The sequence below is a fragment of the Roseobacter ponti genome, assembly GCF_012932215.1.
In the GTDB taxonomy this organism is placed as follows: domain Bacteria; phylum Pseudomonadota; class Alphaproteobacteria; order Rhodobacterales; family Rhodobacteraceae; genus Roseobacter; species Roseobacter ponti.
Genome location: NZ_CP048788.1, coordinates 1,228,310 through 1,248,542 on the forward strand (window position 1 = coordinate 1,228,310; position 20,233 = coordinate 1,248,542).

The 20,233-nt window shown below is 57.0% G+C and carries 18 protein-coding genes, 1 tRNA gene and 2 pseudogenes; 10 read left to right on the forward strand and 11 right to left on the reverse strand.

The features are described from left to right. Nucleotides 1-462 precede the first annotated feature (462 nt). Complete coding sequence (locus G3256_RS05955; RefSeq protein ID WP_169639945.1) at nucleotides 463-2,526, forward strand: hypothetical protein; 2,064 nt, start codon at nucleotides 463-465, stop codon at nucleotides 2,524-2,526. A 39-nt stretch (nucleotides 2,527-2,565) separates the two neighbouring features. Here G3256_RS05955 and G3256_RS05960 read toward each other — a convergent pair whose 3' ends face one another. Continuing rightward, entirely contained in the window at nucleotides 2,566-3,336 is a 771-nt protein-coding gene (locus tag G3256_RS05960; RefSeq protein WP_206040798.1) for a hypothetical protein, read from the reverse strand. A gap of 306 nt (nucleotides 3,337-3,642) precedes the next feature. On the opposite strand from G3256_RS05960, the pseudogene G3256_RS19395 reads away from it, so the two are divergent. After that, a pseudogene (locus tag G3256_RS19395) lies at nucleotides 3,643-3,938 on the forward strand (IS3 family transposase); the annotation flags it as partial. 448 nt (nucleotides 3,939-4,386) lie between these two features. Here the strand turns inward: G3256_RS19395 and G3256_RS05965 are convergent. The 3 genes from G3256_RS05965 to G3256_RS05975 are packed head-to-tail and all read right to left on the reverse strand — an operon-like array spanning nucleotide 4,387 to nucleotide 7,048. Continuing rightward, entirely contained in the window at nucleotides 4,387-4,800 is a 414-nt protein-coding gene (locus G3256_RS05965; protein ID WP_169639947.1) for a response regulator, read from the reverse strand. A 42-nt stretch (nucleotides 4,801-4,842) separates the two neighbouring features. Next, a complete protein-coding gene (locus G3256_RS05970; protein ID WP_169639948.1) occupies nucleotides 4,843-5,259 on the reverse strand; it encodes a response regulator in 417 nt (138 codons plus the stop codon). Between the two features lie 10 nt (nucleotides 5,260-5,269). Beyond that, nucleotides 5,270-7,048: a sensor histidine kinase gene (locus G3256_RS05975; protein ID WP_169639949.1), complete on the reverse strand. Its 1,779-nt coding sequence runs from the start codon at nucleotides 7,046-7,048 to the stop codon at nucleotides 5,270-5,272. 342 nt (nucleotides 7,049-7,390) lie between these two features. Here G3256_RS05975 and G3256_RS05980 point away from each other — a divergent pair. Beyond that, nucleotides 7,391-7,951 (forward strand): annotated as a pseudogene (locus G3256_RS05980) (tyrosine-type recombinase/integrase); the annotation flags it as partial. A 413-nt stretch (nucleotides 7,952-8,364) separates the two neighbouring features. Here G3256_RS05980 and G3256_RS05985 read toward each other — a convergent pair. Beyond that, nucleotides 8,365-8,448: transfer RNA gene (locus G3256_RS05985), tRNA-Tyr, on the reverse strand. Nucleotides 8,449-8,558: 110 nt separating this feature from the next. Here G3256_RS05985 and rlmB point away from each other — a divergent pair. From rlmB to G3256_RS06000, 3 genes are all read left to right on the forward strand, one after another. After that, nucleotides 8,559-9,356 carry a 23S rRNA (guanosine(2251)-2'-O)-methyltransferase RlmB gene (gene rlmB / locus G3256_RS05990; RefSeq protein ID WP_169639951.1) on the forward strand — a complete coding sequence of 266 codons (798 nt, stop codon included), beginning with the start codon at nucleotides 8,559-8,561 and terminating at the stop codon, nucleotides 9,354-9,356. Then, the gene (locus G3256_RS05995; RefSeq protein WP_169639952.1) at nucleotides 9,353-9,670 is read left to right on the forward strand and encodes a hypothetical protein; all 318 of its coding nucleotides are present in this window, start codon (nucleotides 9,353-9,355) and stop codon (nucleotides 9,668-9,670) included. Before rlmB ends, G3256_RS05995 begins: the two co-directional genes overlap by 4 nt. A 217-nt stretch (nucleotides 9,671-9,887) precedes the next feature. After that, the gene (locus tag G3256_RS06000; RefSeq protein ID WP_169639953.1) at nucleotides 9,888-10,355 is read left to right on the forward strand and encodes a CoA-binding protein; all 468 of its coding nucleotides are present in this window, start codon (nucleotides 9,888-9,890) and stop codon (nucleotides 10,353-10,355) included. Between the two features lie 7 nt (nucleotides 10,356-10,362). On the opposite strand, the gene G3256_RS06005 is transcribed toward G3256_RS06000, so the two are convergent. From G3256_RS06005 to hisA, 3 genes are all read right to left on the reverse strand, one after another. Continuing rightward, nucleotides 10,363-10,671: a phosphoribosyl-ATP diphosphatase gene (locus G3256_RS06005; protein WP_169639954.1), complete on the reverse strand. Its 309-nt coding sequence runs from the start codon at nucleotides 10,669-10,671 to the stop codon at nucleotides 10,363-10,365. Next, entirely contained in the window at nucleotides 10,668-11,429 is a 762-nt protein-coding gene (gene hisF, locus G3256_RS06010) for an imidazole glycerol phosphate synthase subunit HisF (protein WP_169639955.1), read from the reverse strand. The genes G3256_RS06005 and hisF overlap by 4 nt, the downstream gene beginning before the upstream one ends. A 118-nt stretch (nucleotides 11,430-11,547) precedes the next feature. Beyond that, complete coding sequence (hisA, locus tag G3256_RS06015) at nucleotides 11,548-12,273, reverse strand: 1-(5-phosphoribosyl)-5-[(5-phosphoribosylamino)methylideneamino]imidazole-4-carboxamide isomerase (RefSeq protein WP_169639956.1); 726 nt, start codon at nucleotides 12,271-12,273, stop codon at nucleotides 11,548-11,550. A 177-nt stretch (nucleotides 12,274-12,450) separates the two neighbouring features. On the opposite strand from hisA, the gene G3256_RS06020 reads away from it, so the two are divergent. After that, nucleotides 12,451-12,837, forward strand: a complete 387-nt coding sequence (locus tag G3256_RS06020; protein ID WP_169639957.1) for a DUF2147 domain-containing protein — start codon at nucleotides 12,451-12,453, stop codon at nucleotides 12,835-12,837. A gap of 68 nt (nucleotides 12,838-12,905) precedes the next feature. On the opposite strand, the gene G3256_RS06025 is transcribed toward G3256_RS06020, so the two are convergent. The 3 genes from G3256_RS06025 to hisB form a co-directional block, all read right to left on the reverse strand. Continuing rightward, nucleotides 12,906-13,613: a VPLPA-CTERM sorting domain-containing protein gene (locus tag G3256_RS06025; protein ID WP_169639958.1), complete on the reverse strand. Its 708-nt coding sequence runs from the start codon at nucleotides 13,611-13,613 to the stop codon at nucleotides 12,906-12,908. A gap of 272 nt (nucleotides 13,614-13,885) precedes the next feature. Continuing rightward, nucleotides 13,886-14,524: an imidazole glycerol phosphate synthase subunit HisH gene (gene hisH, locus G3256_RS06030; protein WP_169642346.1), complete on the reverse strand. Its 639-nt coding sequence runs from the start codon at nucleotides 14,522-14,524 to the stop codon at nucleotides 13,886-13,888. A 1-nt stretch (nucleotide 14,525) separates the two neighbouring features. Then, entirely contained in the window at nucleotides 14,526-15,113 is a 588-nt protein-coding gene (hisB, locus tag G3256_RS06035) for an imidazoleglycerol-phosphate dehydratase HisB (RefSeq protein ID WP_169639959.1), read from the reverse strand. Nucleotides 15,114-15,258: 145 nt separating this feature from the next. Here hisB and G3256_RS06040 point away from each other — a divergent pair, with 145 nt between their 5' ends. The 3 genes from G3256_RS06040 (at nucleotide 15,259) to G3256_RS06050 (ending at nucleotide 20,088) form a co-directional block, all read left to right on the forward strand. Further along, nucleotides 15,259-15,498: an Lrp/AsnC ligand binding domain-containing protein gene (locus G3256_RS06040; protein WP_169639960.1), complete on the forward strand. Its 240-nt coding sequence runs from the start codon at nucleotides 15,259-15,261 to the stop codon at nucleotides 15,496-15,498. Beyond that, a complete protein-coding gene (locus G3256_RS06045) occupies nucleotides 15,495-15,833 on the forward strand; it encodes a hypothetical protein (RefSeq protein ID WP_246227812.1) in 339 nt (112 codons plus the stop codon). The genes G3256_RS06040 and G3256_RS06045 overlap by 4 nt, the downstream gene beginning before the upstream one ends. A 211-nt stretch (nucleotides 15,834-16,044) precedes the next feature. Beyond that, entirely contained in the window at nucleotides 16,045-20,088 is a 4,044-nt protein-coding gene (locus G3256_RS06050; RefSeq protein WP_169639961.1) for an AMP-binding protein, read from the forward strand. Nucleotides 20,089-20,233: the final 145 nt, after the last annotated feature.

A 20,233-nucleotide genomic window follows, 5' to 3' on the forward strand; every position in this document is an offset into this window, starting at 1 on the left:
GATGAAACCGGCCTTATGCAGGTGCAGCTATTGCTGACGCAGCATTTCCTCGCACGTGCAGCGACTATGCTCTGCAGTATAGCAGATTTCACCGAAACGGTCGCTCGAATAGGTTAAAATTGGCTGATCTCGGAACGACTTTTCGCAGCGGTCGATGCGATAATCTAAACGCGGACAAAACGAAAATCTCTGCGGTTGCACCAATGACAGCTTTCCGATGGTCCAACACAGAAGGGCTTCAACCACTTTTTTCGGGCGGCGCTGGCTAAGTTGTTGTTCGTCCGGCAGGGTTTGTGACCACCGCTACTCTCCCGGGTATCGGTATACGGATGCAGCGTACCAACTTGTCTGGCGCTAAATGCCTTTCTATACTGCGCGCGATCTAGATTTCCCAAACCAACAGGCACCGACTCCCTTTAAACCAACGAGCGCTCGCCTTGCTGCCGTCAGGAATATTCATTTATGAAGACATTTGATCGTTTTACGCCCACCCGGCAATTGGTTGCATCAGACCGGCCATGTCTTAATAAGAGGCTGACGACACGATTTATTCGGGCAGCCCGGATGTTGCGTAGTTGTAATTTGAGCCACCTGATTTCAGTGCTCTTGTCGTCGATCTTGTTAATCAATTCTGCGTCAGCCCGTGAATATGCTTCTGCCGGGCTCGAAAGTGCGACTGGCCTGTCTCAGATTGAATCAGTGATGTTCAACTTTGAAAGCAAGGTGTCACTGGAACTGTTGTTCGGGGAACCCGTTATCGAGGCGAAAATCAGGTGGCGGATAGACCCCAGCCAGTCGCAGGTTGTCATACCGGCTGATGATACCGGCGAGGATGCGTTTCAAACCGTCCCTCTCTACGATCTCGGGCAGACGGCGTTCGAAAAGGTGGGGCTGTTCAATGTTAAATTGCAATACCAGTTTGCCGTCCCGACCGGCGAAACAATTTATCTCTTGCAAGACGTCGGAGCGCCGGATGTGGGCAACGGTGAAAAATGGTCCTTCAATGTGTCCGGCAGCCCCAACTGGGCTGAGGTTTTCTACCGCAGCCCGGTCAACTCCGACGATGAGGCGCCGACCTATTACTCCAAAGAAGAGTCTCAGGCGTTTTTCGTGCAACAGCTTGAGCTTTTGGATGTCACGATCCTGACTGGCGAGGTGACCTTTCGCGAGTTGCAGCAGTGGTATGCAGAAAGCACGCCAGAACCCCAGGTCGCTGCTTTGAAAAAGGCCTACCGTACAATCGCTGACGGCGTCTCAGAAGCTTTTGGTTTGGAAATCGACGTGGAAAAGGATCTGGCCTGGGACCCGGCGTATCAGGACCCTTTGGCCAGCGGAAACAGAATCCGATACTTCGAAGGATATGCCGCACATTTGCAAAAACGGGTTGAAAAACTCTCAAAGCTTCCGCCTGCCTTTACCACGCAGGGCGATCCTGACATCTACTTTGAGGCGCTGTCACAGGCTAATCGTATCGTAATGAACGCGCAGGTTTCCGACTTTGAAAGCAGCGAGTTCGACGTTGGCACCCTCACCCTATTCAACGAAACCTTGCAGGGCGGCGGTGTGGGCAGCGACGGGGATGGTCCGCACCTGGTCAAAGTGTCCACAACGGCGCCCGAAGACGGAATTCTTGAGGTGACCTACATGAACGGCGATCCGTTCACGACCATCGCCTTTGGCAATACAGGTAATGAAGAGTTCGATGCCGCTGCCCGCAATCTGATCAAGTACTGGTTTGCCCACATCGGCTCAGACGGAAGGCTTTCACCGCATTTCAGCAAGGAGGTCATACGTATCGGTGACTTCCTGGTGTCATCGTCTGGCGCTGTTTTTCAGGGGGACGAGGTTGGTGTTCACACGCCCGGTTCCGGCGCGGCACTGGCTCAGGACAGCAATCGTTTGATCATGCTGGACGAGAACCTGAGTGTTGTCTGGAACAAGAAATCAGAGTTTAATTATTTATCAATCGGTGGTTTGCATGCCGGATGGGCTGTCGCGGAAACCAGATTTAATGGGAATGTAATGATATCAGAGAATGGCGAGGTCATGGATGCTTTTGATCTTGATGAGTGGTATCTCGAATTCTGGGCAGATTGGTCTTACGGTTATCTCTCGGTTCGCGGGGAAAAAAAGGAGCGGGTCTCATACTTTTTCCTGAACCCCGACCTGAAAAAAACCACCCGGTCTGATCGCATATCTGCGTCCCTTCCCGGAGGTTTAGTGTCCATGTGCACGGCTGCCAAGCAAGAAGTCGAAGAAACATTCAGGTACATGAAGTGTCTGGCACCTGCCCGGGTAGAGCGACTTGACACCGGAGAGATTATTATTCCGCCGGTGGCACCAACGGGCGGTAATTTCAGAGCGGCGATTTACCGAGACAGGTACATCATAACCTATTTTGCCGGCGACCCTTACGAGCTCATTCATGCGTGGGAGCTAAACGGGACCGCAATCAATAACATCGACAGAGATCAGTTGAAAATCAACAATGACTCCGGAACGCGGGAGTTTTTGTCAGAAGAGTAGGAGTGTACTCTTGCTGGTACCAGAACGATAACGCGGCTCCTAGTCAGATAACCACGCGTCAAAGGCCGCCTGCGTTTCAGCTTTCACTTCGGGCACGTCGCCTGAAGGTTCCAGGTTGCCGGGCAGGAAGCCGTCTTTGGCCAACGCCTCGACAAAAGCAGGCCAGCCCGGTTCCTGAACAATCGTATCCGGCACTTCCTCACGGCATTCTTCGATGCAGAATGTCTTGCGCTCGACCAGTTCGCATTCGTCGCGGCTGGGACATTTCGCCCCTAAGGGAAGAAAACTGTCTTCATAAAATGTGAAATTGGGAAATTCTTTGGGTTCAAAACCGTATTCGACCCAGACAAGGCCAGAGGAGACATAGCTGTTTTGCACGAAGCGAACGACCTCTTCCGGCTCTGGCGTGTTGGCAGGCCAGCGGTAAAAGACAGCATCGCTGATCAGAACACCGCTTCCGCCGCCGCTTGCCGAGGTCTTGATTTCAGGCGTGCCGTCCCCGTCGATGTCGCGCCAGCTCACCTCTCTCACGCATTCCGCTTCCTGTTTCCAGATCACCGGCTGCTTGCCCGCCTCGGCACGCACCAAGACCACCGTTCCAAAGCTGGTCGAGTTACAGCTGTACGCATAATAGATATCGCTCTGTGCGACCCGTCCGAACTGCGCAAATTCGTCCCGCGAAATACTATCAGATCCAAGCAACTGACGCGCGACATCAGCTTCACTGGCGGCTGCGAATGTGGGAAATATAGGTGTGACTGTTGCGGTGATTGCAGAAACAAAAACCAGAGCGTGTTTTAAGAGTGACAAGTATTCAGTCTTTCTATTGAAGTGGTTGGTCAGAGTTGAGCAATCAGTTCTGAGCTATTGTATGGATCAAAACTGTCAAAAGTCGGTATTCGGTACAATAGGAATAATGTGTGAGAGTTGCACCTGCGGATATCAAAGCCGATTTTAATGGTCAATGCAGCGGCGGCCTCAGTTATCTTGGCGGTTGTTTGTACTAGTTGACCTGCTCTCCCGAAATTTCTTTCGCTTTGACATGGAGTTTGCTCAAACTTTTGAAAGAATAAACGGATGCAAAATCGCTGTTTTGCGGAAGCCTAAATCATCGGGATGATCAAAGAGCAAGAAACCGGGATGCCAACGGCGTGGGTGTGCCGCAAAGGCGGCCTCAGCTAGGGTGCGGTCTATAGTTCTAATCTGAAAATGGTGGCATGGAGTTGTCTGATGCTGCCAAGCCTAAGCGACTGCTGGCCGACACCATGCAGGACAACTTTGTTTTGACGGATTTGCTGGGAAAGAACTGACGACCCCGAATGAACGGCGAGATTTCAGTGCTCTTAGCGATGCGGGATCACGGCATCTTGCAACGCCGGGCAATCCTTAGATTAGTAAGGAGAGTAAAGCCGTCGCCGCCAAGGACGGTCGGGTTTGTAGGTGGTTAAAGCACAAGAAAAGCCGCTGACCGCCCGCCAAGGTCTGACATTTGCGCATCCGCAGCGAAAGTGCACTTTGTCCACGACTTGATCCCTAAGCGTTTCGTTCTCGCTGCGGTTCTAATGAACGACCGATTTTCTCGCAGCACAGCGGCTTTGGAATTTACGCCGTTGCAGCAAAATTCAGGCTGCAAGCGCACGCAGCCTGAATTTGCCAAGTCTGGTTTGGGCTCCGTTGCCGCCATTCGCCGCGAAACGCACCAGTGACAGCAGCGCAAAAAACCGGTCGTTCGCGGCGCCCTCCTCGGATGTCTCAGATGCGGACTTTTCTACCGTTCGCCGCTTGACCTTCAAAAGTCTGCTCATCTCGAATTCACCCGAGCAACCGCTGGTAATAGCAGGATGCTGCTGTGCGTAGCTGCTATGTTGCTGCCACTGTCGTTGCAGTTGCGATCAGTTCTTCGGTTGTCATCGGCTTGCGAATATAGGCCTTCACACACGATATCTCATCGAACCTCATCTGCAGCTTGGAAGTCAAATCAGTCGATAGCATGACCACCACTGCACCGGAAAACTGGACTTTCGTGGAAGCAGTGATTGCGTCGAGAAACTCCAATCCAGTCATGCGTGGCATATTGACGTCGAGGAAGATGACGTCTGTGTGATGTTCCGCGTCTCGCTCCATGCAGCGGATTGCAGCCTCAGCATCAGCCAGGCAAAGTATTTCATCCGCCAAATTCAGCCTGTCGAACAGTCGCTGACATGCGATGCGGTCAAAAAGGTCATCGTCTATCAACATCACGCGCCCAAGAGATTTTGCCAGATGGTCAGTCAACCGCTCTGTCTCCGTTCTTCCACCCAGAGTTTTTCAGTAAGCTTACTTGACGGACGGTTCACAGATACCCCAATACTCATGCAGGGTTTTGAGCACCTTTGTCATTTCTGCTGTTCCACCGGGTTTTACGATATAGCCGCTCGCGAAGTGGCCATACGCAAGCTCAATGTCTTTAGGGTCGTCGGAGGTCGTCACAACGACGACTCTTGACGAGGAAAGTTGTTCATTGGCCCTCAGTTCTTTCAGAAACTCGTGGCCGTTCATGCGAGGCATGTTGATGTCGAGTAAGATCACGTAAGGCTGCGGAACTTGTTTATCTGCGTCCTTTTCGTTCAGCATTTCCAGCGCCTCAACGCCATCTTTCGCATGAATCACCGAGCTGCTGGTCCCTGACTTTCTGAGGGCACGTTGAAACAACAGCACATCGACGTCATTGTCTTCTACAAGAAGAATGTTCATCGTCTTCTCCTCAGGCTGCCATGTCTGTATTATCTGCAAGGACAGATGCCCTCACCTTCGGCCACTGAAAAGAGAACGCTGTGCCTTTGCCGACGTCCGACACAAGTGTTACTTCGCCGCCGTGTACTTCGACCGCCTTTTTGACGACGGCCAATCCGATCCCGGTGCTCTCGGGAGCGTCTCCCGTTCGAAGCGTCTGAAACATCGAAAAAATGCGTTCTTGATATTTCGGATCAATGCCGGGTCCGTTGTCGGTTACTGAAAACTTGAGGGAATCCAGTTCTTCCTGGCATGTGATTACGACCCTCAAATCAGCCACCGCGCCGTGATACTTCACTGAGTTCCCAACAAGGTTCTCGAAAACCCGTCGCAGCCCTATGGGATCGCCATGAACCTTGTCCACAGCGCTTTCAAGCAAGATCTGGCGCGGTTTGAGCCCAAAATCACAAGCAAGAGACGTAATGACTTCACTCAGCTGGAGGGGGCAGCAATCCTCCGCCTCGGTTCCAATTTTTGAGAATTCAATGATGCCATTCGTGAGATCATTCATGCGCTGTACCCGGTCCAGGATGAGATCAAGGCTCATGGCAATTTCAGGTTTTGCATCTGGTGCAGTCAGATAGTCCTCAAGATCTTCTTTGATCATCTCTGTAAGCCCACCAATGCCACGGATCGGTGTCTTTAGATCGTGAGACGCAGCGTAGGCAAACTGCTCCAGCTCCTCATTGCTTCTGAGCAACCTTTGTTGCTCAATCCGCAGTTCTTCGGTCACCTTGTCGGCGTACACAACGGCGTTGCGGTTTGCCCGCGCCATCATGATCAGAAGTGAGAGGATGAGTGCTTCGATGACAATGCCGCCGATCAAAATCACGGTCGGTTGCACATAGGTGTTGTTTTCTCGGAAGGCCAAATTGGATCGGACATCGAGTGACCAACTGCGCCCATAGAAGTCGAGCTGCACCAGGTCTTGAAACATCGGATTTGGGTCGTGAAGGTTCTCGGAAGACAAGTGTTCGTCATAAATCGTTTGCCCCGCATCTGAGATGCTGATGCTGATGTGGCGCAAGTCCTTCGCCAGCAGCCCATCCAACAACTTGCGGACAACGAAAGGGGCATAGACAACGCCTAGATTCCGGGCCCGCCTGTCCTCAACTTGTTCTGGCGCACCGCCCCGATAAAATGGCGCATAGAACAGAAAGCCAGGTGTTGCGCCTTCGTCCTGCACAAGCACGATGGGCCCGGTAATTTGAGCATCACCCGTGTCGCGACTTGCCAGTGCCGCTGTCCGTCTGTTCAGTTCGTGAGCCACATCGAGACCCACGGCAGCCGCATTCGGGCCTTCTGGTTCAATGAATGAGATTGGCATGTAAATACTCTGATCATGGGGAGGATGAATTTCAAAATCTGGTCGCTCCGAGCGACGTTGGTCAAGGTAGGATTCACGAGACTGATCGGTAAGAAAATCGATGACGCCAATGCCATTGATCCCGGGATATTTCTCGTCGATGCGCAAATTCCTCGCGAACATGCGCCATTGAGGCAGCGTCATGTCACCATCATGAGATTCCATCGCGGCCACGCCAGCCCAAAGGGCATCCTCGTACTTTGCCATCCTATCCCTGATCAAGCTCACGACGCGATCGCGAGATGAATCAAATCGCTGTTCAATCCGAACTTCAGACTGCGTTTTGGAGAAGTGCCATGCGCTGAACGTCAAGACCATCGACAGCGTCACAACGACGATGTGCAGCAACGGAATCCGACCAGTGTGAATGTCCTGTATGCCCATATGCTTTCGCTTCCAATTTCTGTTTGGCAGAGCATGACGAAAAAACTATAACTTAACGTGAATGCCTGCTTGCTAAGACATTTTAAACGGGACCCGATAACTCGCTGGCTGATTGGTCGAACAGTGCTCGGGTTTTATTCGGAAAGACGACGATCCTTTGTGCGTAAGCTGGCATTCCTGCGATGCGCAGCATCGGTCAAAAAGGGCTCCAAGCGGTCATATTCTGCACGGATCGTAAAGGTCTGGCACAGGGGTGAAACCGGCCATTTGGCTGTTTGATAGAATTCGGCGATCGACACGGTGTCGACGTCTGGAGTGGGAGGGATGGGCGGAGGACTACCAATGTCCAAAATCCAACTTCCTGCAATCAAGCCAAAATACAGACCCTGGAACAAGGGGCGCCTTATCGGCCAGAGACGTCCGCTACTTGCGAAGCAGGTATCGGCCATCCGTGCTCGCCTTGAACTTTCGGGCAATCTTAGGGACCTGGCTCTGTTCAATCTCGCCGTTAACAGTAAGTTGCGTGGTTGTGACTTGGTTCGCTTAAAGGTCTCTGATCTCGTTGCGGGGGACCGGGTCCGCGAGCGTGTGTCGGTCTTCCAAAGCAGGACCAACCGGCCGGTGCAGTTTGAGGTTTCAGAGAACACGCGGGATTCCATCTGGAATTGGGATTGCTGCCCTGAGATGCTCAGGTGCATCTACCTGTTTCCAGGCCGTTTCCATGACAGACCGCATGTGTCGACACGACAACATGCGCGGCTCGTACGGAATTGGGTGGCGGCGATTGGTCTCGATCCGAGTGGATATGGAACACATTCGCTCAGACGCACCAAGGCGGCGTTGATTTATCGTAAAACTGGCAATCTGCGTGCAGTCCAGCTTCTGCTTGGGCACACGAAAGTCTTGTGGGTAAGTTCTCGTCGGTTCAGCAAATCACTGAGCGGGAAGGATTGCGCAGTGGATCCGCCAGCCGTATCCTACCGCTTGCATGGCTGGCGTCGGACATCTCTACGGCCATCCTCGAGGGCCGTCAGCCACCGCGTCTCAACGCGAAATCATTGCGTGGCCTTCCTGAACTGCCACTTGACCGGGAAGAACAACGCCAGATTCTGGGCTTCCCGCATCCTTGAGTTCAGCTAAACGGGCCCAAGACGTCATCGGCACCTGCCCTGCTGAGACTTTCATGGAAACAGCCACAAAATTGCCCGTATATGAGACCAATTGTGAGGTTTCTGGTGCTCTATAATTCCGTAAATCGCTTAAACATAGAGATTATTTAGTGCGCGCGCATTGTATGCAGTTCTAGGAAGACTGAGTGGTGGGCGACCCTGGAATCGAACCAGGCGTGCGTCTCCGCGAGGGAGTTACAGTCCCCTGCCACACCTTGCGGCCTGTCGCCCACTATGCCCATGCATTGCATCAGCAGTGAAGGCGTGATTACTAGCGGACCTGACAGGCGTCAAGACGAAAACCTTACCTTTTATACGCCCCTGAAGAGCGGGATAATCCGATGAAAAAACCCAAATGGGTGGTCAAGAAAGAGCAGGATAAAAAAGCCGGCGGGCGCGAGACCGTCTGGCTTTTTGGCCTGCATGCCGTGCGTGATGCGCTGCTTAACCCGAGGCGTGAAAAGATCCGGCTGGTGGTCACGCTGAACGCGCAGGGCCGGCTGGAAGACGCGATCGCACAGAGCGGTATTGAGCCCGAAGTGGTGGATCCGCGCAAATTCAGTGCGCCACTGGACCCGGGGTCGGTGCATCAGGGGGCTGCACTTGAGGTGAAACCGCTGGACTGGGGCAGGCTTGAGGATGTGTGCATCGGAGACACTGCCCCGCGGGTAATGCTGCTCGACAGGGTCACCGATCCTCATAACGTGGGCGCCATTCTGCGGTCGGCTGAGGTGCTGGGCGCCTCTGCGGTGATCGGCACCCGGCACCATTCGGCGCCCGAAACCGGGGCGCTGGCCAAGACCGCCAGTGGTGCTCTGGAACGGCAACCCTATCTGCGGGTGCGCAACCTTGCGGATGCCATGCGCGCCCTTCAGGATATGGGGTATCTCGTTCTGGGCCTGGACGGAGAGGCGGAGATGACGATTGAGGCCGCCGTTGCCGGTAAAGAAGATCGCCCCGTAGCGCTGGTTCTTGGGGCAGAGGGGCCGGGGCTGCGCGAAAAAACCAAAGAGACTGCAGATCATCTCGTCAGGATTGATGCCGCCGGAGGCTTCGGATCGCTCAATGTGTCGAATGCGGCTGCAATTGCACTTTATGCCAGCAGGGGCGCCCGGCAGGTGAGCGCGTCTGACACATGACCCATACCGCTAAAATCGCGACCTGCTGTTATTGTGGCGCGCGCGCGGCGCTGGTGCTGGAGCCCGGACGGCACGAACTCAGTTGTTCGACCTGTGGGGCACCGCTGCACGAGCTTAAGCGGTTGCCGACCAGCCATCCCGGACGGTCATATCCTGTGCGGGGTAAGCCGGAACGGCGCGATGCTGCGAAAAAACGGTATTTGTCTGATGAAAAACGCCGCCGGAAATCGCCTCCGCGCAAAAAAAGACGCAGCAGTTTTATGAAGGACCTGATCGAAGAGGCCTTTGATGTGATTGAAGATATCTTTGACTGACGCCGCACAGGAGGCGTTCGCGAAAGAGCAGTGTGTTCACAGATGTGCGAGGTTCTCTGGTCTGACGGCGGATAATACCTATTTCAGATTATGACTGGTCGGCCCGGAACGCCGACCGGTGACGTTACTGTCCCTCGTTCCGTACCTTGCAGCGCCCTTGCCCCCACGGGTAACGGGCGCTCTTTTTTTCCGGTGCTGTCCGACATAGGTTCGTCGCATGAACTACAGCCATTCACATCTCAAAAACATTCTGACCCGCACGCGCTCGATTGCCGTTGTTGGTGTGTCCGTGAACCCTGTGCGCCCGAGTTACTATGTGGCGCGGTATCTCACGCTGAAGGGCTTCAGAGTGGTACCGGTCAATCCCATGCACGCCGGTGAGACGCTCTTTGGCTGTGAAGTCGTTGGCAGCCTGGGCGGGATCGGCGGCGGCATTGATATGGTCGATATCTTCCGCCGCTCAGAGGCGGTGCCGGAGATTTTGGAGGAGGCGCTTGAAGTCCTGCCGGGCCTTCAGACGATCTGGATGCAGATCGGGGTGAGCCATGCGGCCGCTGCCGCAAAGGCAGAAGCACGCGGCATCACCGTGATCCAGAACCGATGCCCGAAAATCGAGTATCAGCGGCTCTTCGGCGAGTTACGAATGGGTGGTTTTGCGACCGGTGTGATCTCGTCGAGGCTCTGACGCAGGTTCAGCGCCGCGCTGCTTTCTCTGCCAGCCCGGACTGTGCCTGACGCCGGTCCAGCTCCGCCATCACATCCGACAGAGGCACATCGCGGGCGGCCAGCATGACCATCATGTGATACAAAACATCTGCGGCCTCACGTGTCAGTGCGGCGCGGTCTCCTCTGACGGCCTCGATAATTGCCTCAATTGCTTCTTCACCGAACTTTTCGGCACATTTTTCAGGCCCTTCGCTCAGCAGCTTTGCCGTCCATGAACTGTCTGCGTCCGCAGTCCTGCGAGCGGTGATCGTCGCGTAAAGATCATCCAGTGTCATGTGAGCCTCATCGGGATGCCTGCTGCTGCCATATGCTCCTTGGCCTGTGCGATCGTATAATCTCCGAAGTGGAAAATCGAGGCGGCGAGTACTGCCGAAGCGCCTCCCTCGGTGACACCCTCGACCAGGTGATCAAGGGTACCCACGCCGCCTGAGGCAATAACCGGTACCTCAACCGCATCGGAAATCGCACGGGTAAGCGGCAGATTAAAGCCTGCCCGGGTGCCGTCACGGTCCATTGATGTGAGCAGGATCTCTCCGGCGCCCTTCGCGACCACCTTGCGGGCGAATCCAACCGCGTCGATACCTGTGGGGCGGCGTCCGCCGTGGGTAAAGATTTCCCATTTGCCCGGGCTCACGGTCTTGGCGTCGATGGCTACGACAATGCACTGACTGCCGAACTGATCTGCGGCGTCTGCCACGACGTCAGGGTTAGCCACGGCTGCGGAGTTGAACGACACTTTATCAGCCCCCGCCAGAAGCAGTGCACGCACATCCGAAACCGTGCGCACGCCGCCGCCTACCGTCAGCGGGATGTAGCAGTGTTCGGCCGTTCGTGTGACCACATCAAACATGGTGCCGCGGTTCTCATGGGTTGCAGTGATATCCAGAAAACAAAGCTCATCCGCACCTGCTGCGTCATAGGCGATTGCTGCATCGACCGGGTCGCCCGCATCGCGCAGATCGACGAAGTTGACGCCTTTCACCACCCGCCCTTCGGCGACATCAAGACAGGGGATGATGCGGGTTTTCAGCATGGATACGGTTTAGGGGGTTCGGCAGGGCGGGGCAAGACAGCGAAACGGCCCTTCGGGGAGGATACTTCTCAGCCAGAGAAATGCTGCAGAGCGGCGCGGGATGTGCTGTAGCAGGGACTCAGGCCGGTTCTTTCAGTGCACGCAGTGCCTCTGGCAGATTTATGGCGCCGTCATAAAGTGCGCGACCCGAGATGGCGCCGGAAATGACACCGGTGTCGCGCAGCGCAATCAGGTCCGCGAGTGAAGAAACGCCACCTGAGGCAATCACCGGCAGCGATACGGCCCGCGCCAGAGCTTCAGTTGCGGCGACGTTCGGGCCACCCATCGCGCCGTCACGCAGAATGTCGGTATAGATGATTGCGGCGACACCCGCGTCCTCAAAAGACTGCGCGAGATCGGTGACCCGAACGGTGGTTTCTTCGGCCCATCCCTTTGTTGCGACAAAGCCGTTCCGTGCGTCGATGCCGACGGCGACCTGTCCGGGAAAAGCGCGTGCGGCAGTGCGCACCAGATCGGGATCTTCGACGGCAACCGTTCCCAGAATGACCCGCGCGAGCCCCTTTCTGAGCCATCTTTCGATGGTTTGCATATCCCGGATGCCGCCACCAAGCTGTGCCGGCACATCGCAGGTTTCCAGGATCGCCTCGACCGGGCCCGCATTGACGGGCGCGCCGGCAAAGGCCCCGTTGAGATCCACCAGGTGCAGCCATTCGCAGCCTGCATCGACGAAAGACTGCGCCTGCGCTGCGGGATCATCGCTGAAAACAGTCGATTGCTGCATGTCTCCGTGCACCAGTCGGACGGCCTGGCCGTCTTTGAGATCAATTGCAGGATAAAGGATCATCGGCGGGTTTCCTGAGATGGTGTGTCGGCTGCGGCAGGTTCGTGTGTCTGCGGGGCGTACATGCACGCAAGTGTCCTGAAATGCAACGCAGCGACACGTTACGTCGCGACGTACGGTCACGCTTGCGATCCGTCCCGGGCGCGGGGCAGGGTGCGCGCAGTTTCACGGGAGGAAAACATGAAACGAGTTACGATATTTGCAGCTCTGGTGGCGGTGACAGCGGGCGGTGTCGCGGCGGACCCTCTGGAGGGAACCTGGCAGACTGAACCGGATGAGGGCGCTTATGCCCATGTCATGATTGAGCCCTGTGGTGATAATTTCTGCGGGAAAATCGCACGTACTTTCAAAGATGGTGCTGAGTATCAGTCGCCCAATCTTGGCAAGGCGCTGGTGATCGATATGGCCCCCGAGGGCGACGGCAATTACCGCGGGCAGGTCTGGCGTCCGAGCAACGACAGGATTTATCTTGGAAAGATTGCGCTGAACGGCGACCGGATGAAGCTGTCGGGTTGCGTTGCGGGTGGACTGATCTGTTCAAAGCAGACCTGGGCGCGCATTCAGTAAGAACCTGACCGGACACGAAAAAAACGGCGCCCCGAAGAGGCGCCGTTTCTTTAATTCAGAGTGGTGTTTCAGGCCACTTTGCGCTTTCGCCGCACGACGGCAAATGCGCCGAATGCTGTCAGCAGCAGCGGCAGTCCCGCCGGCACGGGTACCGCAGAGAGGCCGACCTCGATTTCGCCGATTGCGCCTGAGCCGTTAAAGACCACTGCGAAGCGTGAAATGCCTTTGGCATCGGCGTTTGAAGAGAAGTCGAGGAACGTGAACTGGTCATCGGTGCCGGCGCCGCTGCCAAGTTCGGCCATATTGGCCTCAACCGAAAAGCCCTCTTCGCCGTCCAGATAGAACAGACTAAGCAGGTCAATCTTTGCCGTGCCGAAGTCGAAGAAAATAACGCCGCCGCGCCGCTCATCGTCAGGGCCGGTCGGTGCGGAGATGCTGGCGCGTTCCTGAATGATCAGCGCGTTGCCAAAAGACCGGCCTTCACCGCCTGCGGAGTTTGCGAAGGGATCGGCGACGAGGTCAGGGTCGTTTGCATTGTTTACGGCCGGGCCGCCGGGCGTGGTGTCGAAGATGCGCGCATCGCCCGCGAAAGAAGTGGCACCGAAGCCGTTTACGATCTCAAGATCAGCAAAAATACCGCCACCCAGATCGAGCTGTGTGACACTGTCGTTATTGTTGAAACCGCTGAAATCAATCAGCCCGTCAAAGGTCGCCGCGAAGGCACCTGTGGCTGACATTGTCAGCGCGACGGCTGCTGCTGTAATCGTTTTATTCATTATCTGTACCCCTGAGCATCTGAATGTGCCCGTGAACCCACCGGCTGACCGGTATTCGAAAAAACGGGCGTGCAAACACACCCGAGAAACAAATCTGCCTTGATATTGCCACAATCTGCCGCGTGGTTCGAGTGTTTTCCGTCCGCAAAAGTTAATTTTTCGTGAAGACAGTGCAGGTCGTTGTTTTTTGCGGCATTATCCCGGACGGTTGGCGGCCTGCCGGCGGGAATTTTATGATCTGCCGGCAGGATCAGCCCTGAAACACGGGTATTTTACGGACGCCATGCCAGAAAGTTAGCGATCATGCGAAGCCCTGCGGCCTGACTTTTTTCGGGGTGAAACTGCAGACCGATCATATTGTCCCGCCCTGTCACAGCGGTGACGTCGCCGCCGTATCCGACATGCGCCAGCCGGCGGGCAGGATCATCGACCGCCATGTGATAGCTGTGCACGAAATACGCGTGATCGCCGCTGCTGATTCCGTCAAAGACAGGGTGCGGCGCATCGAGGATCAGATCGTTCCAGCCCATATGAGGGACTTTAAGCGTGGGATCTGCCGGCGCGATTTTTGTCACCTCTCCGGCGATCCAGCCCAGACCGGGGGTGTCGGTGTATTCGCGCCCCGTCGTTGCCATCAGCTGCATGCCAACGCATATGCCCATAAAGGGCCGGCCCTTTTCCTCAACGGCTTCGATCATTGCGGCGCAAAGACCGGAATGGCCTTTGAGCTGGGCCATGCAGGCGGGAAAGGCCCCGTCACCGGGCAGCACGATCCGGTCGGCGCGCGCGACAAGGGCGGCATCGCCGGTGACCACAACTTCGCCGCCGCCGGTCTCGCGGGCCATGCGTTCAAACGCTTTGTGCGCTGAATGCAGATTGCCGCTTTCGTAATCGATAATCGCCGTCAGCACTTCACAGAGCGCCCTTGGTCGATGGGATGGCATCTGCCTTGCGCGGATCGGTTTCCACGGCGTCACGCAGGGCGCGCGCAAAGGCCTTGAAGGCGGCTTCGGCGATGTGATGCGCGTTCAGACCGTGCAGCATATCGATGTGCAGGGTAATGCCGCCGTGGGTCGAGACGGCCTGGAAAAATTCGCGCACAAGCTCTGTGTCGAAGCTGCCGATCCTGCCGGTCGGAAAATCAACATTCCAGATCAGAAAGGGCCGGGCCGATAAATCAAGCGCGCACCGCACGAGGGCGTCATCCATGGGCAGGAGGCAGGCGCCATACCGGCGGATGCCCCGCTTGTCGCCGAGCGCAGCAGTCAGCGCCTGTCCCAGCGCGATCCCTGTGTCCTCGACCGTGTGATGGTCATCGATATGAAGGTCGCCTGTTGCCTTCACGGTCAGATCGATCAGCGCATGGCGGGACAACTGGTCGAGCATGTGGTCAAAGAACCCGATGCCCGTCTGATTGTCATAAGTGCCTGTCCCGTCGAGGTTTACCGTGACCGAGATGTCAGTTTCGGCGGTTGTGCGGGTGATCGTCTGGCTGCGCATGCGGGCCTCCGGGCCGTGAGATATGTTGCGCGCCCTTATATCAGCGCGCGCCGCCGCGCCAAGATGGCAGATTGGGGTATTGCTGACCTTGTGTCCGATGTGCCAGCCTGTGCAGGCGGGCGTCCCTGCCGGCAAAGGAGCTTTCATGGCCACATGCGTCTTTATTCAGATCCGGTGCAAGCCAGGCACCACCTATTCGGTGGCCGAGGAAATCGCTCTGCGCGAGATCCACTCAGAGCTCTATTCGACCAGCGGCGATTTTGATCTGCTGATGAAGCTCTATATCCCCAAGGGCGAAGACGTGGGTAAGTATGTCAACGACCACCTCCTTGATATTAAAGGAATTGAGCGATCGCTGACGACGATGACCTTCAAAGTATTTTGACCACGCGCGTCCCGCTCACGGCGATGATGCTCTGCCTTGTGGCAGGGGTGGCAGAGGCGCGCACCTATGCAGGTGAAGAAGCCGCAGCGCTGCGCTGCGCCAATACAATGGCATTCACGGCTGTTGCACTGGAAGATACCGGGCGCATGAGTGAGGCGGAAAAGGACGTTCTGCTGGGCATCACTGTTCTGATCCTTGAAAACCACGTAAGCGGGACCTGGCAGCAGAAAAAAGCGGCACTCGCTGTCGTGCGCGACCGCCGGGACGTTTTTGAAACCCTCGAAGATTTCGAGCGCTTTGCCGAGCAGTGTTTCCGGCAGTTTCCGATAAACTGATACCGCCTGCACGTGCGCCATCTCCCGCAGATCGTCATATACTGGTGGTTTTGGGGTGATTCTGCGGATCTGAACGCCATTGAATCACCTTAAACCTGCGTCACGGTATTCGCGAAACCCGGAACCCGTGGCGGTCAAAGGGTATGCGGTATGCGTGCAGGCAGGCTGATAGTCTTCGCGCGGGCCGCAGGCAGAAGGTCGGAAGTGAACCGTGGCGATCAGTTTTGGAAAAAAACGGAACGTAGTCTGTGAGGCGGGCAAAAGCCGCCCCGCCACGATCAATGAAACGCGCTATGTCATGGCGGAGCTGGCGGAAACGGGATCTTATATGATCGCGATGGGGCACCGTGTCGAAGGTCGCCCCGACGTTGATCTGCTGCAAAAATCCTTTGAGACCGTCGTCCGGCGGCATGAAGCTCTGCGCACGTCTTTCGCACTGAACGGGCGCAGGGTTGAGGCGCGGATCAGCGAGACGCCGCGCTTTGTTTTCGCGCATATGCAGTCCGATGATATGAGTCCGGCAGCCTTTCGCGACCTCGTGCTGCCGCTCGTTTTCGATGATGTCCGGCCTGATGTGCCGGGATCACTTGTGCGTCTTTTTGTGGTTGAGGCCGCTGAGTGCTGGCGCTTTACGGTCGCGATGCATCATGCTGTTTCCGATGGTTTTTCGCGTGGCGTCGTAAATCGTGAACTGTTGAAGCTTTATGCCGGTGAGACACTGGCTGATGTTAACAGTTACGCTGATTATGCCGGCAACGCCCCCCGGATCAGCGATGCCGAAACAGAGGCCGCAGTGGCCCGGTTTCCACAGCCTGCACAAATGCCACCGGACGGTGCAGCGCGGGCGGGTGCCGGAACACGTGGGCAGTTTATTGAACGCGGATTGCCCGGCGCCGGACCCGCGCTGCGCCGCGTCAGCAAATCCTGTGGCGCCGGTAAGTTTGCGACGCTCGCCGCGCTCTATGCGCTGGGGCTGAAAGCATTTACCGGAGAGAGTCAGGTTGCCACTTTTTTTCAGAGTGAGGGCCGCAGAAGTCTCGGTGCGCCCAATTCGGTGGTGGGGCCGTTCTCCAACACGCTGCCGCTTGACCTGCAGTTTGATCCGGGCATGCCGTTCGACAGGCTCGCGCGTGAGATCAAGGGACGAGTGAGCGCGGTACTGGCGCTTGAAAACACCGACGTTGCCGAACGTGTTCACGAGGCGGGCAGGGCACCTGCGGTATCCCTGAATATGTTCCCGCCGGCGCCGGTGATCCGGGCCGGCGATCTGAAAACCGGGCCGCGTGAGTTTCTGGACAGGCGCACTGAGCATGATCTCAACCTGGTCTGGAGCGAAGACAGCGGCGTGATCCGCGCCCGGGCGTTTTATGAAGCGGCACATCTGTCAGAGGAACGGGCTGCTGCGTTTCTCAGCCTGCAGATCCGCCTGCTGAACATGGTGCTTGAGACACCCGGTATCGGCTGTGACCTGCTGCTTGCGCGAGCTTATGCCAAGGCTCCGGCAAAGATCGCGCCCTCTCGAACCGATCCGCCGCCCGGGCGGTTGCACGATGCGTTCTTTGACCAGGCACAAAAGACGCCTGACGCGCCTGCCGTCATCGCGCCGCAGGAGCAATGGTCTTATGATGCGCTGAGGGCTGAGGCCGCTGCGTATTCCCGCGCCCTTTTGCTGGCAGATGCCGGTCCGCGCGAAACGATCGCGGTGCTGGCGGATCGCCAGCCGGCTCTGGTGGCCGCTCTTCTGGGCATATCAGCTTATGGTGCGCCTTTTGTTGTGATTGATGCGGGACTGCCACGGGAGCGGATCAGAGCAATATTGCAACGCGCTGATGCAAAGCGCGCTTTTGCCCTGACCACCCCTGCGGCGGTTGCGTCGGGGGGCAGTGTGACACTGCTCAGACCAGCCAGATATGGCCCTGATATTCCGCCGGCCCGGCATCAACCCGGGCGCGCGGTTGCCTGGCATCTTTTCACCTCCGGCACGACGGGCGAACCTAAAAGAGTCTCCCATCCTGATGCGACTTTGATCCGCTTTCTCCGCTGGCAGGCAGAGATGCTCGGGGGCGGATCGTTCCGTACCATGCTGATGGCGGGTCTCACGCATGATCCGGTGATGCGCGATATATTTCTGCCGCTGTCCACAGGTGGCGCGGTGGTCATTCCGCGAGAAGAAGACATCCGCGATCCTGCGGCGCTGCGTGAGCTGATTGACCATAACAGACCGGACACACTGCACCTTACCCCCGCGACAGGGCACCTGATCAGCATTGGTGCCGGTAACGACGCCGCTTTCAGCAGTGTCAGACATTTATTCTGGGGAGGTGACCGGCTGGACGCTACCAAAGTGTCGCGCTGGCGGCAGTTTGCGCCCGGGGCCCGTCAGTTCAACCTCTATGGCACGACCGAGACCCCGCAGGCGGCCCTGATCTGTGAAATCTCGGGCGCGGAAACGCGGTTGAAAATGCCGCTGGGCGAACCCGTGCCCTGGGCCGGGGTGCGCATCGAGCGTGACGGAGTACAGGCCGGGTTCGGGGTCCTGGGGGAGATCGTGATTGATCTCGGCGATCCCGTGCGGGGCGCGAGGGGCGGGCCGGACACTGCCACCGGCGCCCCTTCCATGGTGCATCACACCGGCGATTTCGGTTTCATGCTACCGGGGTCCGGCGTGCATTTTGCTGGCCGTAAAGACGATCAGATCAAAGTGAACGCGCTCAGGATTGAGCTGTCGGACATCAGCCATCACGCAGAGGACGTGCCGGGGGTGCGGCAGGCGGTGACGCTGCAGACCGGTGCGGACGGGCGGGAATTGTCGCTTTTTATCGTCAGTGAGAACCTGCGCGGCCCGGCAGAGATACGCGCGGCACTGTCACAGATGCTGCCCGACTACATGGTGCCGCAGCACATTGTCGTGGTGGACCACATTCCGTTGTCGCCGAATGGCAAAACGGATGCCAAAGCTCTGCGCGCGATGACGGCGGAGGTACCTGAAAACCACAGACCGTCCCAGCCCGTGCAGACCGCGGCGGAGAGACAGATCGCGGATGTTCTCGCGCGCAGCACCGGGTTGCCGGCCGATGACCGGCACCTCAGCCTCGCGGATCTCGGCGCTGACAGTCTCGCGCGGATCGAAGCCCGGCTCGGGCTTGAGGCACTGGGGGTTGATCTGGCGCAGGGCTGGGAATTCACGTCGATCACAGATCTCGCGAAAAAAGGTTTCAGTTCAGCTTCCGGCCGACCGTCGCGACGGGGGGCTTTCGCTCCGCAGCGGATGGAAAGCTTTCTGGTGATGCGGTCGCTTGCGATCATTGCGATTGTTGCACATCACTCAGGTCTCTATTTCTCCAACGGGTTTTCAGCGGCTCTGATTGCGCTAACGGGTTTCAGTTTCGCGAAACTGCAGCTGCCGGCCATTCTTGGCGATGACCGGACCGGGCGGGTCTGGGCGACGATCGCACGGCTTATGGTGCCCCTGGTGCCGGTCTCTCTGGTGATCTACGGTGTGCATATAGCGATCGGCAACGATCCGCACATTTCCGCTCTGCTGTTCTATGAAAACATGTCGGCATTTGTGGACAGTGTACTTCTGCAGCGTTCCGACAGCCGGCACCACATCAGCTGGCTGTGGTTTCTGCATGTTTATCTGCAGATTTTCATCGTGATCGGCCTGCTACTGGCCAGCGGCCGGGTACGCAGAGCACTGAGAAGCGCGCAATGGCGCACCGTCATGGGTTTTTTCGTACTCGCGGAGGCTGCGGGTTTCAGTACCGTCCTGATCGCGGGACTGCTTTACGGCGATATCGGGCATGTGGCCGCGACGCTGCATCGCTCTGCGGGCATGCTGATGCCTGTGCTGGTGGTCGGCGGTCTTGCCGCACTAGCAACAACGCGCCGGGAACTGCTGGTTTCGCTGCTGGCAGGGCTGGGACATATCCTGCTCTTCAATCTGGTCATACCGGGCGGCGATACGGGCATCTGGCTCTTCGCCGTCACACTGGCGACCCTCGCCCCCTACATTCCGCTGCCGGCCTTTCTGTCGGTCGTGGTCCTCGCCGTTTCAGGAGAGGCTCTGATGATTTATCTGACGCACCGCGCTTCATTATTCGCGTTGACGACAGGTCTCGGATTTGAGCCGCCGGCGCTGATACAGGTCATCTTCGCCCTCGTCACAGGGGTGCTTCTGGGCAAAGCGGTCCGTCCTTTGCTGGATCGCCTGGGGGTTGGCAGGCTGGCTGAACGACGTGTCAATTTCAGCTGAGTGTCTTTTCTCTGTGGCTGCTGATTAACGGTCATCCGCCTTTCGTCCGGTGCCCTGCGAAACCTGCTGGCTGAACTGCGCAGGTGAGGCTGCACGGTTTGCGATATCTGCTGCTGCGAGACAGAGCACGCGGGCGGATTGCGTT